Genomic DNA, 15,984 nt, shown 5'->3' on the forward strand with positions numbered 1-15,984 from the left:
GTGAGCTTACGCTAGCATTGTTGACCAGGCAGGTGGCTCGCCGAGCTCTCCCGCAATCCGGGCCAGCAACGCATCGTTTCCCGATCTCGGAAAACATCGTATCTATAATACCGGTCGGGAGCCGGAATTGGCTCCTGCTCCAGATCCTCGGGACTCACGTGGGCGACGGTGAAATTGGCCTTACCGAGCGCGTCGGCGATTGCACGACCGATTCCACGCCCTGCGCCCGTAACGACCGCCACGTCCCTCATCGGTCGCGTCCTCCCACCGGCGCCGCCAGCGCACGAGACGGCCACCACAAACCGCACCTCGGAGCTCACCTGCGAACGATTGAACTAAGCTGGAAGTACCGCTCCGCCTTCTCGACCGAGTTCGGCAAGTTGTTCGAAGAGATTGCGCTCGATCGCGATCCCGACCTGGTCCGCTTGCGCGCGCAGTTCTGCCGCGCGCTCGCCGGGAATGCGGCCATTTCCTCCGACCGCTGCGAGATAGCGCTGCGTCCAAGCCTGCATGTTCTGATCGAAAGCATCTTTGCCGATGAGCGCCGCCGGATCGAACACGAAGCCGAAGGCGCCGACGCCGCCCGGGGCGCCGCCTTCCGACAACAGGGGCCTTGCCCCGGTCAGCACTCCCGCAAGCACTTCCACGATCATCGCCAGCGCGAGTCCCTTGTGACCGGCGGCCGGTAGGATCGAGCCGGCGAGCGCCGCGGTCGGGTCGGTCGTCGGCCGGCCCTCCGCGTCGATCGCCCAGCCTTCCGGGATCGGCAGGCCATCGCGTAGGGCGACGTGGATCTTGCCGCGCGCGACATTGCTCATCGCGAAGTCGATCAGCAGCGGTGGTCCGTCCGGCCTCGGCGCTGCAAATGCAATGGGATTGTTACCGATTGCCGGCCGCGTTGCGCCCCCGGGAGCCATCACCGGCTGGGTCACCTGCGACAGGAAGCCGACCCTGCCGCTTTCGGCGACGTCGAGCAGATGCGAGCCGACTGCGCCAAGATGTCCGGCGTTGCGGATCAAAAAGGGGACGAACGGTCGGGTCGGGCCAAGCGCATCCATCGCCAGTGCCAACGCCTTGGGGCCAACGATTTGTCCAAGCCCAAGATCGGCGTCGATTACCAACACCGTGCCATGCCAGCCGCATTTGATATCCGGCCTCGGGTTCAAGCCGCGGCGCGCGAGCTGGCGCCAATACGAGGGCAGACGCGCGATGCCATGGGTCCGTACGCCCGTGATGTCGGCGAGCAGCAGACGACGGGCTGCCAGCCTCGCGTCATCTTCGCCGAGTCCGGCCCGCGCGAAGATGGTTGCGACCCACGCTTCGAGCGGCGGCAGCAGCATGTTGATCGTCTCCATCGCCCGGCTTTCTATCTCAAATCTCGAACAGCAGCTCCGGGCGCGGGGTAACCTCGCCGCGTTCGACCTTGCGGACGATATCGACGATCCGCTCATGCGCCGGCGCTGCGCAGCCGGCCTCCTTCGCCTTGCGGACGATGAAGCCGTTGATCTCACCGATCTCGGTGCGCCGCCCCTTCTGGATATCCTGTGCCATCGAGGGACGCTGCAAATTGCTGCGCGCCTGCGAACCGGTTCCCTTCTGCATGTGCCGCTCGACCTCGGCCAGCGCCGTGGCGTCGCCTTCGGATGCCGAGCGTAGCAGGTTCGGCTCGATGCCCGTGATGTGCTCGAGGTCGAGGCCGAGCGACTGGCCGGTCCGGATCGCTTCGCCGCCGAGGCGGATGACGAGGCGGCGGATCACGGGATGGGCGTCGCGTTCGTTTCCGCTCATGCCGGTCGCGGCGCTGACGCCGTTGCGCATGCCGTTGACGCAGAGCTTCGACCAGCGCACGCCCCACAGATTGGTAGTGACGCCAGAGCCGTCGATCGGGGTAAACAGGGCGTGCAGCTCCTTCACGCGCGGCGTCACGCGCCCATGGACCTCACCGACGAGAATCGATTTGGTCTCGAAGTCGCGCGGCATGGTGCGACGGACGCAGCCCGGTTCATAGAGATCGACGGCGAAATTATTGCCGACGATGCAGCCGACCGTGCGTCCCCATCCGACGACGCCGGCGATGATCTCCTCGTTGATCGAATTCTGCGCCGAGACGACGTAGCCCTGCGGCGAGAGATACGGCCTGATGAGGGTCGTGCACCATTCGGTATCGTAGGATTTGCTGGAGATGATCGCGATATCGATCGGCCGCTGCCTCGAAAGGCTCTGCACCTCGGTGAGGTGCATCGTCGGGACCGAAACGATGCAGGTTTCCTCATCCCTCATGCCGGACAGATGCAGCCCGCGTTGGCGGATCGTCTCGATGTGCTCGGGCCAGGGATCGATCAGCGTGACGTCGTTGCCGGTGCGCGCCAAATGGCCGCCGAGATAGCTGCCGACAGCGCCGGCGCCGACGATTGCGATACGTTTCTTCATTACCATTGTTCCTTCGTCGTCGGCCTTGGTTCTTACTATGCCGTCGGTGCGCGGCGAACGAGCTTGTCGAGAACGTGCCGGCAACTCGCGATCTCGCCGGGCGAAATGCCGGACAGTTCCTTTGCCTCGATTGCGCGGGCGCGCGCGTGTAGTGCGTGGTTGCGGTCGCGTCCCATGGCCGTGAGTGTCAAGCCGCCGCTAGCGTCGGCCTCGACGAGGCCCATGCGCACTAGCTCGTTCACGGTGCTCTCCGCGGCGTTGAGCCCGAGAAACAATTCAGGCAGCAAGCTCGCGAGCGTGCGTCCCGGCAACGTTTCGATCGCGGCCATCAACCGGCTCTGCAGGACGCTGAGACCTTCGGCATGGCGACCCTCGTCGAGCGCTGCCGAGAGCACGCCATGGGCACGATACATCAGCGCCGTCATGAACTCATTCATCGGGCCGCCGGCGTGCGCCTGTCCGGTCGCCTTCGACAGGTCGGTGGGATCGGCGAAGTCGGCGGCCATGCAATAGCGTCCTTGCGCAAACAGTAGCGGGCCGCGGTCGTGGCGCACGAAGCGTTCGACTTCACCCAGCATGATCAGATGATCGCCGCCGGGATATTCGGCCGCCTTGCGGCATTCGAAGCTGCACAGCGTTCCCTCGAGCAGCGGTGCGCCGCCGATGCCGCGCTTCCAGGAGACGCCCCCGAACTTGTCGCCGCCCGAGCGGCCAAAATGATTTGAGAGAGCGATCTGGTCGCTGGATAGAATGTTTACGGCGAAATGCGTGGCGACCTTGAAGGTCGGGAAGCTCTGGCTCGTTCGCTTGGCCGACCACAGCACGAGCGGTGGATCGAGCGAGACCGAGGAGAACGAGTTCGCCGTCATTCCGACGAGCTCGTCACCGTGAGCGGCGGTGACGACGGTCACGCCGGTCCCGAATTGGCCGAGGCAGCGCCGAAACGCGGCCGGATCTGCCTTGGGATCGCCGCTGTCGACGGCCGCGATGGTCGGGGAGAACTGCTGCATGGCGTGCACTCGGCCTTCTGGTCAGTCGCTCGGAGGTTGCTGCGAATATCCTGATCACGCAGCGTGGGAGTACATCGGCCGTCCCGCCACCGGCATTTCCGCTGCGAGGATCGTACCGCTCTTCGATTCCGTGATGAAGAGTGTCCGCCGATCCGGACCGCCATAGGCGCAATTGGTGGTGAGAAGTCCCTTCGGAGACTTGATGCGCAGCATCGGTTCTCCGAGCGCGCTGAACAGCCAGGTGGCGCCGAGGCCGACGTGACAGATCGCGATATTGTCGTCCTCGTCGATCGCAAGGCCATCGGGGCCGCCACCTCCGGAAAGCTGGATGAAGGTGCCAACCTTGCTTGCGGTGCCGTCGCGCATCAGCGGCACCCGCCAGATCGCATTGGCGCGCGTCACCGCCAGAAACAGCATCGTCTCGGCCTTGTTGAGCACGAGGCCATTCGGGCTCGGAATCCGGTCGAGCACGCAATCGAGCTGGCCACTGGGTCGCAATCGATAGAGGCGGCCGCTCGGATCATGCAATCCGGTCTGCCCCTGATCGGTGAAGTACATGTCGCCGTTCGAGGCGAACACGAGATCATTGACGCCCTTGAATCGCTGCAACAGCGAGCGCTCCAGGAAGGGCTCGACGCGACCCGTGGCCGGGTCGAACACCATGATGCCCTGCTTGTGGTCGGTGATGAAGCCGCGCCCGTCCCTGTGAAACTTCAGGCCGTTCGGCTCACCGTCGTACTCCGCGCCAACACTGACCTCACCGTTCGGCGTGATGCGCAACAGGCGGCCCCAAGGAATGTCGACGACCCAGAGATCGTCATTGCGGTCAAAGGATGGGCCTTCGAGAAAGGTCGGCGTCGGTGCGCCGTGAAACTGCACCTCAGCCCATTCCGAGCGCTGGCCGCTCTTGAACAGATGCTCGGGGATTGCAGTGAAGACGCGCGCCTCCACGCTTGGCGGTGCTGCATACATCGTCGAGTTCTCCCGTGCGCGGAGTTAATCCGCGTCTCGTTAAGCCGCGCATTCCGTGACGACACGTGAGCGCAACCGGCTTGACAGCCGTGGTGATTGGCTATCTATTCTTATATAAGGATAACGTTCCGAAATGAGAACGCAAGGAAAAACCGGGGCGTCGCGCCAGCGCGATGCGGCTCGGCTTTTCGGAGGGAGCGACTTCATGCGTGGCGGCATGCACTTGATCGGGTTTCTGATCAACTCGCCTATCAATCACACGATCCTGAGCTGGTCGGATCCCGCCGATCAGCGTCTCGAGGCGATGGGAAGCCTGAAGCGCTGGCAGAGGCTTGCGCAGACCTATGAGCGCGGCCTGTTCGATGGGCTGTTCTTCGCGGATACGCCGGGTGTGTTCGACCGCTACAAGGAGCGTTCCGACGAGGCGGTGCGCTACGGCGTGTGCTGGCCGCCGCACGATCCGGTCGTTCTGCTGAGTGCACTCGCCGCCGCCACCGATCGGCTCGGCCTTGCGGTGACGCTCTCCATTTCGGCCAATCATCCCTATCAGGCGGTCCGCTCGCTCTCGACGCTCGACTATATGAGCGGCGGTCGGGTCGGCTGGAACATCGTCACTGGCCATCTGCGCGGCGAGTACCGTGCACTCGGTCTCAATCAACTCGATCACGACCAGCGCTACGATCGCGCCGATGAATATATGGAAGTCTGTCGTGCGCTCTGGAGCGGGGTGCGCGAGGGCGCGGTCCAGGCCGACAGGACGACAGGCGTCTATGCTGATCCGGCCAAGGTGGACATCATCAATCACGAGGGCGAGTATTTCCGCTGCCATACGGTGCCGCCGGCTTTGCCGTCGCGGCAGGGCCATCCGGTGCTGTTCCAGGCCGGATCCTCCGGCCGCGGCCAGCGCTTCGCGCAGAAGCACGCCGACGTGGTGTTCTCCATTCAACCGCATCTGGGCGGCATGAAAACCTTCATGCAGGAGCTCGGCGCAGCATCGGGGAGCGCGGCCGCGCCCAAGGTGACGTTCGGCGTGCAGCCGATTCTCGGAAGCTCCGAGGCGGAGGCGAGGCGCCGGCTCGACGAATTCGCCGCGCGCATTCCGCTTGAGGCCGCGCTGAGCCGCTTGTCCGGTTCGCTCGGGGTGGATTTCAGCCAAGTCGAGCTCGATCTGCCGCTCGAGGAGCAGAAGACGCAGGCATCGCAGGGTCTGATGAAGGCCATGTCGGCCTCGTTCGAGAATCGCCGCTTCACGCTGCGCGAGGCGGCGGTACGCTGGGGCCTTGCGGTCGGCATGCCGCAACTGATCGGAACACCGGAGCAGGTTGCCGATCAGCTCGAGACGATCTGGCGGGAGACCGGGTGCCACGGTTTCAATATCACGCCGACGACCACGCCCTCCAGCGTCGAGGAATTCGTTGACCAGGTGATCCCAATTCTGCAGAAACGAGGTGTGTTCCGCACCGCATATGAGGGCGAGACGTTCCGCGAAAATTTGCTGAACTGAACGGCAACGGCCACGCGAGTTGGCCGCGTTCCAACGAGTATCGTTACGAGCAGGGAGGAGATCGTGACAATGAATCACACTCGGAGAGCGTTCGTGAAGACGACGCTGCTCGCGGGCATCGGCGCGCCGGCCCTTGGTCTTTTCGCGCCGAACATCGCGCGGGGGCAGGGGGCGGTCACCCTGAAATTCGCTCATCCCGACAGCAACCTCCATCCCAACCACAAGATGGCGGAAGCCTTTGCGGGCCGGGTAGGCGAACGCACCAATGGCGCTGTCAAGATCGATATCTTCGCCGGCGGACAGCTTGGCTCCAGTGTCAGCATCGCGACCGGCGTTGCGACCGGGACGGTCGATCTCGTGTACCACACCGCGGGATTCCTCTCCTCCATCTTCCCAATGATGCAGGTGCTCGATCTGCCGTTCCTGTTCCGCGACGCGCGCAGCGGCGAAAGGGTGACCGATGGCGAGATCGGCCAGATGATCTTCGCCAGCCTCGCGCCGAAGAATGTCTATGGCCTGGCCTGGAGCACCAATGGCTGGCGGGTGGTGGAGACCACCAGAAAGGTCGTGCGAGCTCCCGACGACCTTTCCGGGATGAAGTTCAGGATCCAGCAAAGCCCGGTCTTCGTCGCGATGGCCAAGGCATTCAACGCCCAGCCCGTGTCGCTCGACGTTTCCGAGATGTATCTGGCGCTGACGCAGAACACGATCGACGGCTACGAATTCCCGCTGCTCTCCGTCGTCGCGACCAAGCTGCACGAGGTGACGAAATTCGTTTCCGAAACCAATCACACCTACAACGCGATGGCGCTGCTCGGCTCGAAGTTCAAGCTCGACAAGCTCGATCCGACGCACCTGAAGGTCCTGCGTGAGGAAGCGCTGCGGTTCGGCAACGACACCCGCAAGTCGATCGTCGAGGCCTCCGCCGCGGCCAAGAAAACCTGCCAAGATGCCGGCATCCAGTTCAACCCCGTCGACTACGCGCCGTTCAGGCAAAAGGTCGAGCCCGTGTTCGCTCAGTTCCGCACGTCGATGGGCGAGCAGCTCATCGACAAACTGCTGAAAGCCGCCGAGGGATGACCGAGCAGGTCTGTGATGTTCCGGCTTCAGGGCACAGCCACGCTCTGTCGCGCTTTGGTCTCGGTGCCATCGCCGAGATCATGGTGGCGATCGCGCTGGCGTTGCAGCTGGCCATCACGCTGCTCTCCGTGCTGATTCGCGAGGTGACGCCGTTCTCCATCCTGTCGGTGGACGAAACCGCAAAATTGTCGCTGAGCGTGATTGCCTTCATGGGCGGCGCCATCGCCTATCGGCGCGCCGAACATGCCTCGATCGAGGTCATCACAAAGCGTTTGACCCCGCACTGGCGACAGGTCCTGGGCTGCGTGGTCGACCTTGGGGTGCTGGTGACGGCGATATCCATCCTCCGGGGCAGCGCCTCGCTGTTCATGGTCCGTCTCGACGAGCATCTGCCGATCACGGGTTGGCCGACCGCCACCCTGGTCGTGCCGCTCGGGCTCGGGCTGCTGCTGATCGCCCTGACCGCCGCCGAGCGGCTCTTGGCAAAGCGCGGGCGACCGCTCCTGGTCGCGCTTGCCGCCGCTACCGTGCTTGCCGGCTGCCTGTTCGCCGATGCCAGCCTCTTCACACAGACTTTCAGCTCGCGATATTCGCTGGTGGCGCTCTTGATCGTGCTGTTCGCCATGATCGGCATCGGCATGCCGATCGGCTTCGCACTGATGGCGGGCTCGCTGATCTACCTCCTGGCCAACGACATTCCACTGGTCGCGATCGCGCAGAGCATGATCGACGCCAACAGCAACTTCATCCTGCTGGCGTTACCGTTCTTCATCCTCGCCGGCGGTATCATGGATCAGGGCGGAATCAGCGTGCGCTTCGTGCGCTTTGCGATGTCGCTGGTCGGCCATTTCCGTGGCGGTCTGCTCCAGGTGGTGGTGATCACGACCTATCTCGTGTCGGGTATCTCCGGATCGAAAGCGGCCGACGTGGTCGCCGTAGGATCCGTCATGCGGCGAGAGCTTGAAAGAACGGGCTACAAGCCCCAGGAATCCGCCGCGGCGCTGGCGGCATCGGCCGCAATGTCCGAGACGATCCCGCCGAGCATCGCGATGCTGATCCTCGGAACGGTGACACCGGTTTCGATCGGCACGCTGTTCGTCGCCGGTCTGATACCCGCGGCAGTGATTGCCGTGATGCTCATGCTGCTGATCTATGTTTCCGCCCGCAACAGCGGTTTGTCCGCCAATCCCAAAGCGACCGCCGGAGAGCGAGCCAGGGCCGGCACGGACGCGTTGCTGCCGCTCGGCATGCCGGTCATCATGATCCTCGGCATCAAGTTCGGCTTCGCCACACCGACCGAAGTGTCCTCGATCGCCGTGCTGTATGGGCTTGTCCTCGCATCCGTGTTCTATCGCGCGCTCACGCTCAGGGCATGCGCCAGAATCCTGATTGAAGCCGGACGGCTGACAGGGATGGTTCTGTTCATCGTCGCGGCCGCGGGCGCATTCGGCTGGGTGTTGACCGCCGCCGGGCTGAACGCGCATCTGAGCCAGGTCGTCGCGCTGCTCGGCAACAGCAAGTTGCTGTTTCTCCTGGGTTCGATCGCCCTGATCATCATCGTCGGGGCCTTGCTGGAGGGGTTGCCGGCGATCATCATCCTCGCACCCGTCCTGATGCCGATCGCCAATCAACTCGGCATCGATTCCATTCATTATGCGATGGTAATCATCCTGTCGATCGGCGTAGGCGTCTTCATGCCGCCTGTCGGCATCGGCTTCTATATCGCTTGCGCTGTCGTACGCGCGGACATCGACCAGGCGTCGCGATCGATGGTGCCGTACCTCGTTGTGCTCTGTCTCGGCGTGCTGCTCATCGCCTATGTCCCCTGGTTTACGCACGCGCTGCCAAATCTGATCGGGAAGTGAGGCTCCGGACCGTCTGCCGCGGTCGAAGGTCTCGACGATGTCGTGCCAAGAAGAAAGAAGAACGGTGACCCGGAGTTCTCAAGCAAGTTTCAAGACCATGCCGGGACGGACCGATACCCATTTCCATGTCTTCGGCCCGGAGGCCCGATATCCCTATCGGACCGAGCTGACCTACGCGCCGCCTGCTGCAACACCCGCAGCCTATATGGCGTTGGCCGAGCGGCTTGGCATCGATCGTGCCGTCATCGTCCAGGCCAGCGTCTATGGATCGGATAACAGCCGGCAGCTCGATGCGATGCGCGAAATCGCAGGCGTGGAAACACGTGCAGTTGTCGTCGTCGATCCCGATGTCTCGGACGAAGAACTCGACGAGCTACACCACAAGGGCGCGAGAGGCGTGAGGTTCATTGCGACCCGGCCAGGCAGCTTGCCGCTCGCACAGCTGGAGCGAATTGCATCCCGGATTCGGCGATGGGGCTGGCATGTCGCGCTGATGCTCGACGGTCGCTCCATCGTCGCGCTTGAGGACCGGCTGCAAAAATTGCCGTGCCCCTTCGTGATCGATCACCTGGCCGATCCCGACGCCCAAAAGGGAACGGAACAACCTGCTTTTCAGGCTCTCCTTCGGCTGCTCCGATCGGGCAATTGCTGGACGAAGATTTCGGCGCCGTATCACATGAATACCGCTGCACCGGCTTATGACGAGCTCGAGCCGCTCGTCGAAGCCTTATTGGCTGAGGCACCGGATCGTCTGCTGTGGGCGACCGACTGGCCGCATGCCGCAACGCATGGACCGACCCCTGACGCGACAGATCTCCTTTCGGCGCTTTATTCGTGGTGCGACGAAACCGTCCTGACCAAGATCATGGTTCGAAATCCGGCGGCTCTGTACGGATTTGGCTGATGCAATGCTCGATCATGACCGTTGGCAGATGCGGCTCGTGTGAGCACCCGAGGATGCGGCTCCGGGCAACTTGAAAACCCTTCGTACGTGAAGAACGCTTACAGAAAGAGGAAACATGCAGTCCGTCATCTACAAGCGCATTCCGCAATGCCCGGCAGACCTCCTGGCCGAGGTCGCAAAATATCCGGTCTCCGATTTGCACGAGGCACTCGGCCCGGTCGAGGGGCGCATGCAGCTCATGAGCTCGCGCATGCGGCCGATCGCGCCAGGCCAGCGGATCGCGGGCCAAGCCGTCACGTCGTATAATTTCCCTGGCGACAACCTCATGATCCATGCCGCCCTCAACGTCGCGCAGCGAGGCCAGGTGCTCGTCCTCGTCAACGGCGGTGGCGCGCACGGCTCGTTGTGGGGCGACGTGGCCGCGACCTTCGCCAAGCAGAAGGGGATTGCGGGCATCATTGTCGATGGTCCGGCCCGGGATGTCGCTGCGCTGCGTGAGCTCGGCTCGCTGACCTGGTCGACGTCGATCTCCTCCAGTCATCCCGAAAAGCGCGGCCCCGGCGCGGTGAACGTGCCGATCGTTTGCGACGGCGTACGTGTGGATCCCGGTGACGTGATCGTCGCCGATGATGACGGGGCGCTCGCGATTCCGCTGCGCTCGCTCGAGCGTGCGGTGAAGGGCGCACGGGAGCGCAATCGGAAGGAGATCGAGCTGCGCGACCGTCTGAAGACCGGCTCGTCGTTGTTCGAGCTGCTGCAGATGGACAAGAACGTGCAGGCCGCCGGCGCTGAAATCAGGGATACTCTCTGGATTGACGGCTGACCGGACGGCGTCCCTGGCGCGAGGTCATTTCTTGCGCCGCTTGCCGGTGTCGGCCCGCTCGGCAGAATCTTCTGCCGGCGGATATGGGCCGCGATAGCCGAGGATCTGCGAGATCTGTTCGGCGGCCTTGAAGGTCAGCCGCTCGATGTGCTCGCGCGCAAGCAGCAGGCGCGCGGTAGGGCCGGCGATCGTCACCGAGCAGCTGACGAGGCCGGCCTCGTCAAAACAGGGGCTCGCGATGCCGGTGGCGCCATCAATTATACCATTAGCGTCGACAACGACGCCGCGGTGACGGATTTCGGGGAACATGGCGACGAGTTCCTCTTTCGAGGATGTGTCGTCCGTGAACTTTACAAACTTGGTCTGGGTCAGATACGCCGTCTGAACATTCTCTGGTAGGAATGCCAGCATCGCCTTTCCTGCGGCCGTACAATACAGCGGCCGCCGGTTGCCGATGCGGACCGCAAAGCGCAGCGGCTTTTCCGATTCGATGACATCGACGTAAGATATCTCGTGGCCCTCCTCGGAGAGGACACCGAGCAGGATCGTCTCCTCGGTCTCTCGTGCGAGCCGCTCCAGGACGGGACGCGCACATTTCGGGAACGATCGAGCCTGAGCCAGGCTCGCGCCAAGCTTGATCGCTTGATCGCCGAGAATGTAGTGGCCGTTGTCGCTGCGAGCATATCCCCCGCCTTCGAGCGCGCGCATGAGGCTGAAGACGCTCGTTTTCGGCAGTTTTAGGCGGTCACTGAGCTTTGCCAGCGTAAGACCTTCCGGTTCGGCCGCTAACGCCTGCAGGATATCCATCACCCGAAGCGCCGAACGAGGGCCGCTGAAGGCCCGTTCGGTTGTCCTCGCGTTGTTGGACATTTGTTCGTCGTGGCGTTTCATCGGTTGATCTTACTTTCATTATTCCTGTCATTCGATTAGCCAGAGCGCAAGCAGCCCAAGCGAGCATCAGTTGAGGGTCCAGATAGACCGTTCTAACAGCTATAGGTTATACTCCACGCAGCCGACCGCGACGCGGCTGGCCGTTGTCTACCCATGTCATCGCCAATGGGGCGGATTGGGCTCAGGTGCTGAAAGAATATGAAGATCTCCCCAGCCATGCCTCGCTAGGTCCGTTTAATCGGCGTGGAACGAGAAGCGCACGAGCGCAAGCTCCGACTGCACGACCCTCGGATGCGTATCGAGGGTCAGAGCCGAGCCACATTGCGGATGAAGCCGTCGGTCCTGTTAGGATGTGAGAGCAGGGCCGGGGGGCTGAACGGAAAAAGATCAGTCTTGATAAAACAGCCTTCCCCCTATGCGTAGGCTCTGCCCAGAATTACTTCTGGACTTCACCGGGCGGTTGCCCGGTCCTGGGCCAGTTCCGCAGCATTCCATGCTTATCCGGGGCGGCCCCGAAAGTCTCACCTTGCATTGAGCTACTTGACCCCGGGGAGGGGACCCCAGCCAACCGGAACTTCAGTATTTTCGTTTATTTCACTTGTTGCGTTTATTTCGAATATAGCCTACATACAATGCCGTACCGAGGAGAACAACGATTACGATGCCAGCCTACGCCGAAGAGCTGGGAGGTACTCGCCTGCCTTCCGCGAGCGAGAAGGCGGCAGCCAACCAGCTTCGTCAAATACTCGCGTCGCATGCGACTGGGGATGCCAAGCTACGCGTGCTCGACGATGCTCAAAAGGCTGCTGAGATAACCTTGTCGCCGGCCCTGTCGAGCCTCTTAATGGAATTGCTTCGGCACATCGGCCGCGGCGATGCGGTGACCCTTGTGCCTGTGCATGAGATGTTGACCACACAGCAAGCTGCCGACATCCTAAATGTCTCACGTCCGTTTCTGGTTTCTCTGCTAGAGAAGAACGAAATTCAGCACGTGACAGTGGGGCGTCATCGCAGGATTAGGGCAGAGGATCTATTCGCCTATAAGCGCACGCGTGATGAGAAGCGAGGCAACGCGCTTGCGAATCTCGCCGAGCTGGACGCGGAGCATCTGTAAGCTTGTTTGCGAATCGTTTCACCGCATTCGTCGATGCGTGCTCCCTTGCGAGTGCCCTCAAAAATAGACTGGCCTCAGGCAGCACAATTTTGATGCAGCTCTGATTTCGGATATTCCAAAATGAAGGTTGTGCAAATCAACGAAAGCTGACTGAGATCAATCGCCTGCGTGTAAAACGACCCGCTGGCTGTCTCCTGCACTCGCGCCACTCTCGGTCTCTGCGCCGAACTAGCGCTATCAAAGGCAGTATTCCCGCGACTGGACCACCGATAGATCATCGCTTCCAACTGCCCGCGAAGGTCAATCGAATGCTCTGCGTATTCAGCCCGACTGTGATCGCACCATCGGCTCTGCAGCGTGCGCGTCCGATACCTCGCCTGCTGAGGGCCCACCAGCCTCTGCTTTAGGGCGGGGAGTGTTGCGCTCCGTCTCCACGGCCTGGTTGCAAAGCAGGACGCGTGTCTGCAGACCGGAAACCTCAAACCAAGGCATCTTCTATGGAATTGGAAGCACGGTGATTCTGATTTTCGTGGTGAGTCCGGGAGAATGCCGTTCGTCAGCTGATCGTCAGCCAAGCCGTCTATCTAATTAGGCTTCACGTTCTCGCCTGGATCGGAGTTAGAATATGACGGGTATTGGCCGGCCTGGCAAATCGCTCGTTGGGGCTCCCGGAGCCGACAGCACTTGGGACTCGAGCAGTTTGCGTTCAGAATCGAGTCTCGCCGCTGGGGAGGGCGGCCAATCCTTCTATTCCATCGTGGAGCGAATGCGCTCTTGGCCTCAGGATAGAGCGGCGTTGGTCGGCAGCCAGCCGCGAACTTCGGATATGGCAGTCCCCATTTCATCGACGGGTGACGAGATCAAGGCAACAAAGCGACAAATGGAAAGCCTGCTCTCGGAAGTTGGCGCTCGCAGTAAGGCGGCCATGCAAGCGCGGAGCTCGTCAGAGGCACAAGAGCTGATCGACAAGCTCATCCAGGTCGGCTCAAAAGTTCTGGAGTACTACGCCAGCCTGCCCCAGCACGAGGCGCGCAGGATTCTGTCTGACGATCAGGCTCGCGGTCTCCGGGACGAGGTGCTCCATGCGGCGGAGCAATGTAACGCTCTGGCCACCCCGACCATCTACGCCTTGGAGCAGAGCAGGAAAAGTGCAACCGTCGTGCTCCAACGGATGCTATCCAACACTCCCTCTGACCTACTGAACCGAGCGGTTTCCGGCGTAGCAAACCGCTATGCGGACTGCATGGAGTGGTGGGGAAAGAAGGCGTTGCGTTCGGAACGGATGCAATGCGTCTGCGCCGCTACTGCTAATTTACCCAATGTAACGGCCCAAAAGCGGCAGGCCGACGAGGCCGCACTGCGGCTGCACAGCGGTTGGGCACTGCACACCAAGTGCATGCATCTGCAATCGCAGGTCGCTCTCGCACAAATCATGATTGAGCCTCTCGAAAGCACGTTCGACCCAGCCACGAGGGAAATCCTCATGGCCGAGAACGGACGGGCTCGCCTGCTCGGCACTTTCATCGATGACGTTTTTCCGGCATTCATATCGACAAAGGACGCAGTTCTACAGAGCCAAGGACGCGCACTCGACGCGGCGCACTGCGCGGTCCTGGAAGGAGTTATGGAGCGGCTTTCTGAATTTGCGTTGGGAGTGCACAACCTCGTTTCAAAGCTAAGGGGTCAGGGGACCGGTGACGACCTGCCATTGAAACTGTTGCATCAGATCGTGGAAAGCGCGTGGGTCACTGCACACGACGTTATGCGGCTGCTGGATCTACAGCCCAAAACGTCGGCCATCAATTCACCGGCGGTCGAAGCAGGGGCTGCGAAGCCGGCCAACGCTACGCGAGAGGCTGTAGCGGCCGAAGGCACTTCTGCGCGCAGGAAGGGTAAAGCCAAACGTACACCGAGCACTCTCGCCGGGAGTTCGGCACGCGACGGGACGCAGCTGCAGATCGCTACAACCGACAAAGCCACGGCGCCAGCAGCCAAAGTTGTGGTGCTCTCGGATCTGGGTACGAAGAAGCTCGTGAGCGCGGAAGAGGCGCATGCGAGGGCGACATCCTCGGCGACGGCACACTTGGCGATCTGGCAGGCCCCGCCATCAATGGAGACGCTGGCGCGCCTACTCGAGCGGTTGGACGCACTTTTGCAGTTTGATCTGGCTGGTCAGCAACGGGCCGTCTCGCAAGCCCGCCAAATGAAGCCCGAGGACGCCGACCACGTTGTGGATGCCGTGATCGAGCGCCTGCAGACCCAGGCCGCCGAAATGCAGGCTTGTGAGGGTTCGCTCGCGGAGCCTGGTCGACGTATCCTACTCACGCCAACGCAAGTGCCCGAGGTGCATGGCAAGCTAGTCCGACTCAAGATGATGCGGGCCGAGGCGCAGGGGCTCGCCAAGACTTTGGACGAGCGAAGGGCATTGACTAGGATTGAATGCATGAAGACCTACGGCTTTCCGTCGCAGAAGTACCTTGAACAGTTGCGCGCGGCCGGGGAGTTGGCGCCTGCCGATCTACCGCGCGCGTTAAAGGGCGAGCCAGGGGTGCTGTTTCAGGTTAAGCTGCAACCCAAGGCGCTGCGCAATGGTGCAATGCCGAGCCCCATGTGGGTTCACATCCATACGAAGCGACCGGTACATACGGGCCAGTTGGCGACGCTGGATGACGCCGACTTCGCCGCTTGCCACGTCAAGTCCAACGAACAACGCGGCTATAATCAGCAGTGGCAGAACGCCCGGGCGGCGACGGGCTGCGAAAACGTCGTGATTCACCGCGGCAAGCTCACGCCTGCGTTCTGTAAGTCCTTGTTGGCCACAGTGCGTAGTGACATCCCACCCTATCGGCTTGCCGAGGCGGAGCAACTGTCAACGCAGGCCGCTCGACTTGGGATCTAGGGGCTTTAACGGTAGAGTACCGAGTGGCGACATCATTGGTCAGACCAGGAAATCCGAAGCCAGTGGGCCGTAATCGGGGTCGTGGGCCTACAAGCTGGCCGGCGACAGCTTGCGCGCGACTGTCCGGTCTGGCCGCAGCGATTGGAAGGAGACAAACTGAGCGTCGGGCGCACCCTTTCGCCGACGCGGACGATCAGCCCGCGTAAGTAGGTCAGGCAGGCTTTGTTGCAGCGAGTCGCCAGCGCGATGTTTCGACAGGAGATTTGGTACAAGTGTTGCAGGTACGAGGTGAGGTCTTCGATGCGGAAATTCTTTCGGTGTTGGGAAAGATCTATGATGAAGCGGTGGCGGCGCTGCCTGCAAGTATGCGAACTCCCGTCAATCGAACAGAGCTTGCCAAGCTGGTACTTAGGCGCACGGCCGCTGGTGAGGCCGAACTGGCTCTCCTAAGAAGGCTAACGGTGGCTATTGCGCCAGTCGCTTAGGCGAGCA

At 62.1% G+C, this 15,984-nt stretch carries 13 protein-coding genes; 7 read left to right on the forward strand and 6 right to left on the reverse strand.

Annotated elements, in window-relative coordinates; genetic code table 11:
• Positions 1-11 precede the first annotated feature (11 nt).
• The 5 genes from XH91_RS40320 to XH91_RS38065 all read right to left on the reverse strand — a co-directional run bounded on the left by XH91_RS40320 (position 12) and on the right by XH91_RS38065 (position 4,412).
• Entirely contained in the window at positions 12-251 is a 240-nt protein-coding gene (locus XH91_RS40320) for an SDR family NAD(P)-dependent oxidoreductase (protein ID WP_128929546.1), read from the reverse strand.
• An 84-nt stretch (positions 252-335) separates the two neighbouring features.
• Positions 336-1,340 carry an Ldh family oxidoreductase gene (locus tag XH91_RS38050; RefSeq protein ID WP_164934240.1) on the reverse strand — a complete coding sequence of 335 codons (1,005 nt, stop codon included), beginning with the start codon at positions 1,338-1,340 and terminating at the stop codon, positions 336-338.
• A 31-nt stretch (positions 1,341-1,371) separates the two neighbouring features.
• A complete protein-coding gene (locus tag XH91_RS38055; protein ID WP_164934239.1) occupies positions 1,372-2,430 on the reverse strand; it encodes a ketopantoate reductase family protein in 1,059 nt (352 codons plus the stop codon).
• 35 nt (positions 2,431-2,465) lie between these two features.
• On the reverse strand, positions 2,466-3,440 hold the full coding sequence (locus tag XH91_RS38060) for a flavin reductase (protein WP_128929549.1): 975 nt from the start codon (positions 3,438-3,440) through the stop codon (positions 2,466-2,468).
• 54 nt (positions 3,441-3,494) lie between these two features.
• Positions 3,495-4,412 (reverse strand): SMP-30/gluconolactonase/LRE family protein, encoded by a 918-nt coding sequence (locus XH91_RS38065; RefSeq protein ID WP_128929550.1) that lies wholly within the window; start codon positions 4,410-4,412, stop codon positions 3,495-3,497.
• Between the two features lie 205 nt (positions 4,413-4,617).
• On the opposite strand from XH91_RS38065, the gene XH91_RS38070 reads away from it, so the two are divergent.
• The 5 genes from XH91_RS38070 to XH91_RS38090 all read left to right on the forward strand — a co-directional run bounded on the left by XH91_RS38070 (position 4,618) and on the right by XH91_RS38090 (position 10,588).
• A complete protein-coding gene (locus tag XH91_RS38070) occupies positions 4,618-5,916 on the forward strand; it encodes an NtaA/DmoA family FMN-dependent monooxygenase (protein ID WP_128929551.1) in 1,299 nt (432 codons plus the stop codon).
• A 93-nt stretch (positions 5,917-6,009) separates the two neighbouring features.
• Entirely contained in the window at positions 6,010-6,996 is a 987-nt protein-coding gene (locus tag XH91_RS38075) for a TRAP transporter substrate-binding protein (protein ID WP_164934238.1), read from the forward strand.
• A complete protein-coding gene (locus XH91_RS38080; RefSeq protein ID WP_128929553.1) occupies positions 6,993-8,861 on the forward strand; it encodes a TRAP transporter large permease subunit in 1,869 nt (622 codons plus the stop codon). Before XH91_RS38075 ends, XH91_RS38080 begins: the two co-directional genes overlap by 4 nt.
• 37 nt (positions 8,862-8,898) lie before the next feature.
• Positions 8,899-9,765, forward strand: a complete 867-nt coding sequence (locus tag XH91_RS38085; RefSeq protein WP_128955172.1) for an amidohydrolase family protein — start codon at positions 8,899-8,901, stop codon at positions 9,763-9,765.
• A gap of 115 nt (positions 9,766-9,880) precedes the next feature.
• Positions 9,881-10,588 (forward strand): RraA family protein, encoded by a 708-nt coding sequence (locus tag XH91_RS38090; RefSeq protein ID WP_128929555.1) that lies wholly within the window; start codon positions 9,881-9,883, stop codon positions 10,586-10,588.
• A gap of 24 nt (positions 10,589-10,612) precedes the next feature.
• On the opposite strand, the gene XH91_RS38095 is transcribed toward XH91_RS38090, so the two are convergent.
• Positions 10,613-11,479 (reverse strand): IclR family transcriptional regulator, encoded by an 867-nt coding sequence (locus XH91_RS38095; RefSeq protein ID WP_128929556.1) that lies wholly within the window; start codon positions 11,477-11,479, stop codon positions 10,613-10,615.
• Between the two features lie 655 nt (positions 11,480-12,134).
• Between XH91_RS38095 and XH91_RS38100 the strand changes: the two genes are divergently transcribed.
• Both XH91_RS38100 and XH91_RS38105 read left to right on the forward strand, forming a co-directional pair.
• A complete protein-coding gene (locus tag XH91_RS38100; RefSeq protein WP_128929557.1) occupies positions 12,135-12,593 on the forward strand; it encodes a helix-turn-helix domain-containing protein in 459 nt (152 codons plus the stop codon).
• Positions 12,594-13,218: 625 nt separating this feature from the next.
• Positions 13,219-15,492 (forward strand): hypothetical protein, encoded by a 2,274-nt coding sequence (locus tag XH91_RS38105; protein WP_128929558.1) that lies wholly within the window; start codon positions 13,219-13,221, stop codon positions 15,490-15,492.
• The last annotated feature ends 492 nt before the right edge of the window (positions 15,493-15,984 follow it).

The sequence above is a fragment of the Bradyrhizobium guangzhouense genome (genome assembly GCF_004114955.1).
GTDB lineage: Bacteria > Pseudomonadota > Alphaproteobacteria > Rhizobiales > Xanthobacteraceae > Bradyrhizobium > Bradyrhizobium guangzhouense.

Coding starts and splice junctions, on each gene's coding strand:
- XH91_RS40320 (WP_128929546.1), bottom strand. CDS start 251: ATGAGGGACGTGGCGGTCGTTACGGGCGCAGGGCGTGGAATCGGTCGT.
- XH91_RS38050 (WP_164934240.1), bottom strand. CDS start 1,340: ATGCTGCTGCCGCCGCTCGAAGCGTGGGTCGCAACCATCTTCGCGCGG.
- XH91_RS38055 (WP_164934239.1), bottom strand. CDS start 2,430: ATGAAGAAACGTATCGCAATCGTCGGCGCCGGCGCTGTCGGCAGCTAT.
- XH91_RS38060 (WP_128929549.1), bottom strand. CDS start 3,440: ATGCAGCAGTTCTCCCCGACCATCGCGGCCGTCGACAGCGGCGATCCC.
- XH91_RS38065 (WP_128929550.1), bottom strand. CDS start 4,412: ATGTATGCAGCACCGCCAAGCGTGGAGGCGCGCGTCTTCACTGCAATC.
- XH91_RS38070 (WP_128929551.1), top strand. CDS start 4,618: ATGCGTGGCGGCATGCACTTGATCGGGTTTCTGATCAACTCGCCTATC.
- XH91_RS38080 (WP_128929553.1), top strand. CDS start 6,993: ATGACCGAGCAGGTCTGTGATGTTCCGGCTTCAGGGCACAGCCACGCT.
- XH91_RS38085 (WP_128955172.1), top strand. CDS start 8,899: ATGTCGTGCCAAGAAGAAAGAAGAACGGTGACCCGGAGTTCTCAAGCA.
- XH91_RS38090 (WP_128929555.1), top strand. CDS start 9,881: ATGCAGTCCGTCATCTACAAGCGCATTCCGCAATGCCCGGCAGACCTC.
- XH91_RS38095 (WP_128929556.1), bottom strand. CDS start 11,479: ATGAAACGCCACGACGAACAAATGTCCAACAACGCGAGGACAACCGAA.
- XH91_RS38105 (WP_128929558.1), top strand. CDS start 13,219: ATGACGGGTATTGGCCGGCCTGGCAAATCGCTCGTTGGGGCTCCCGGA.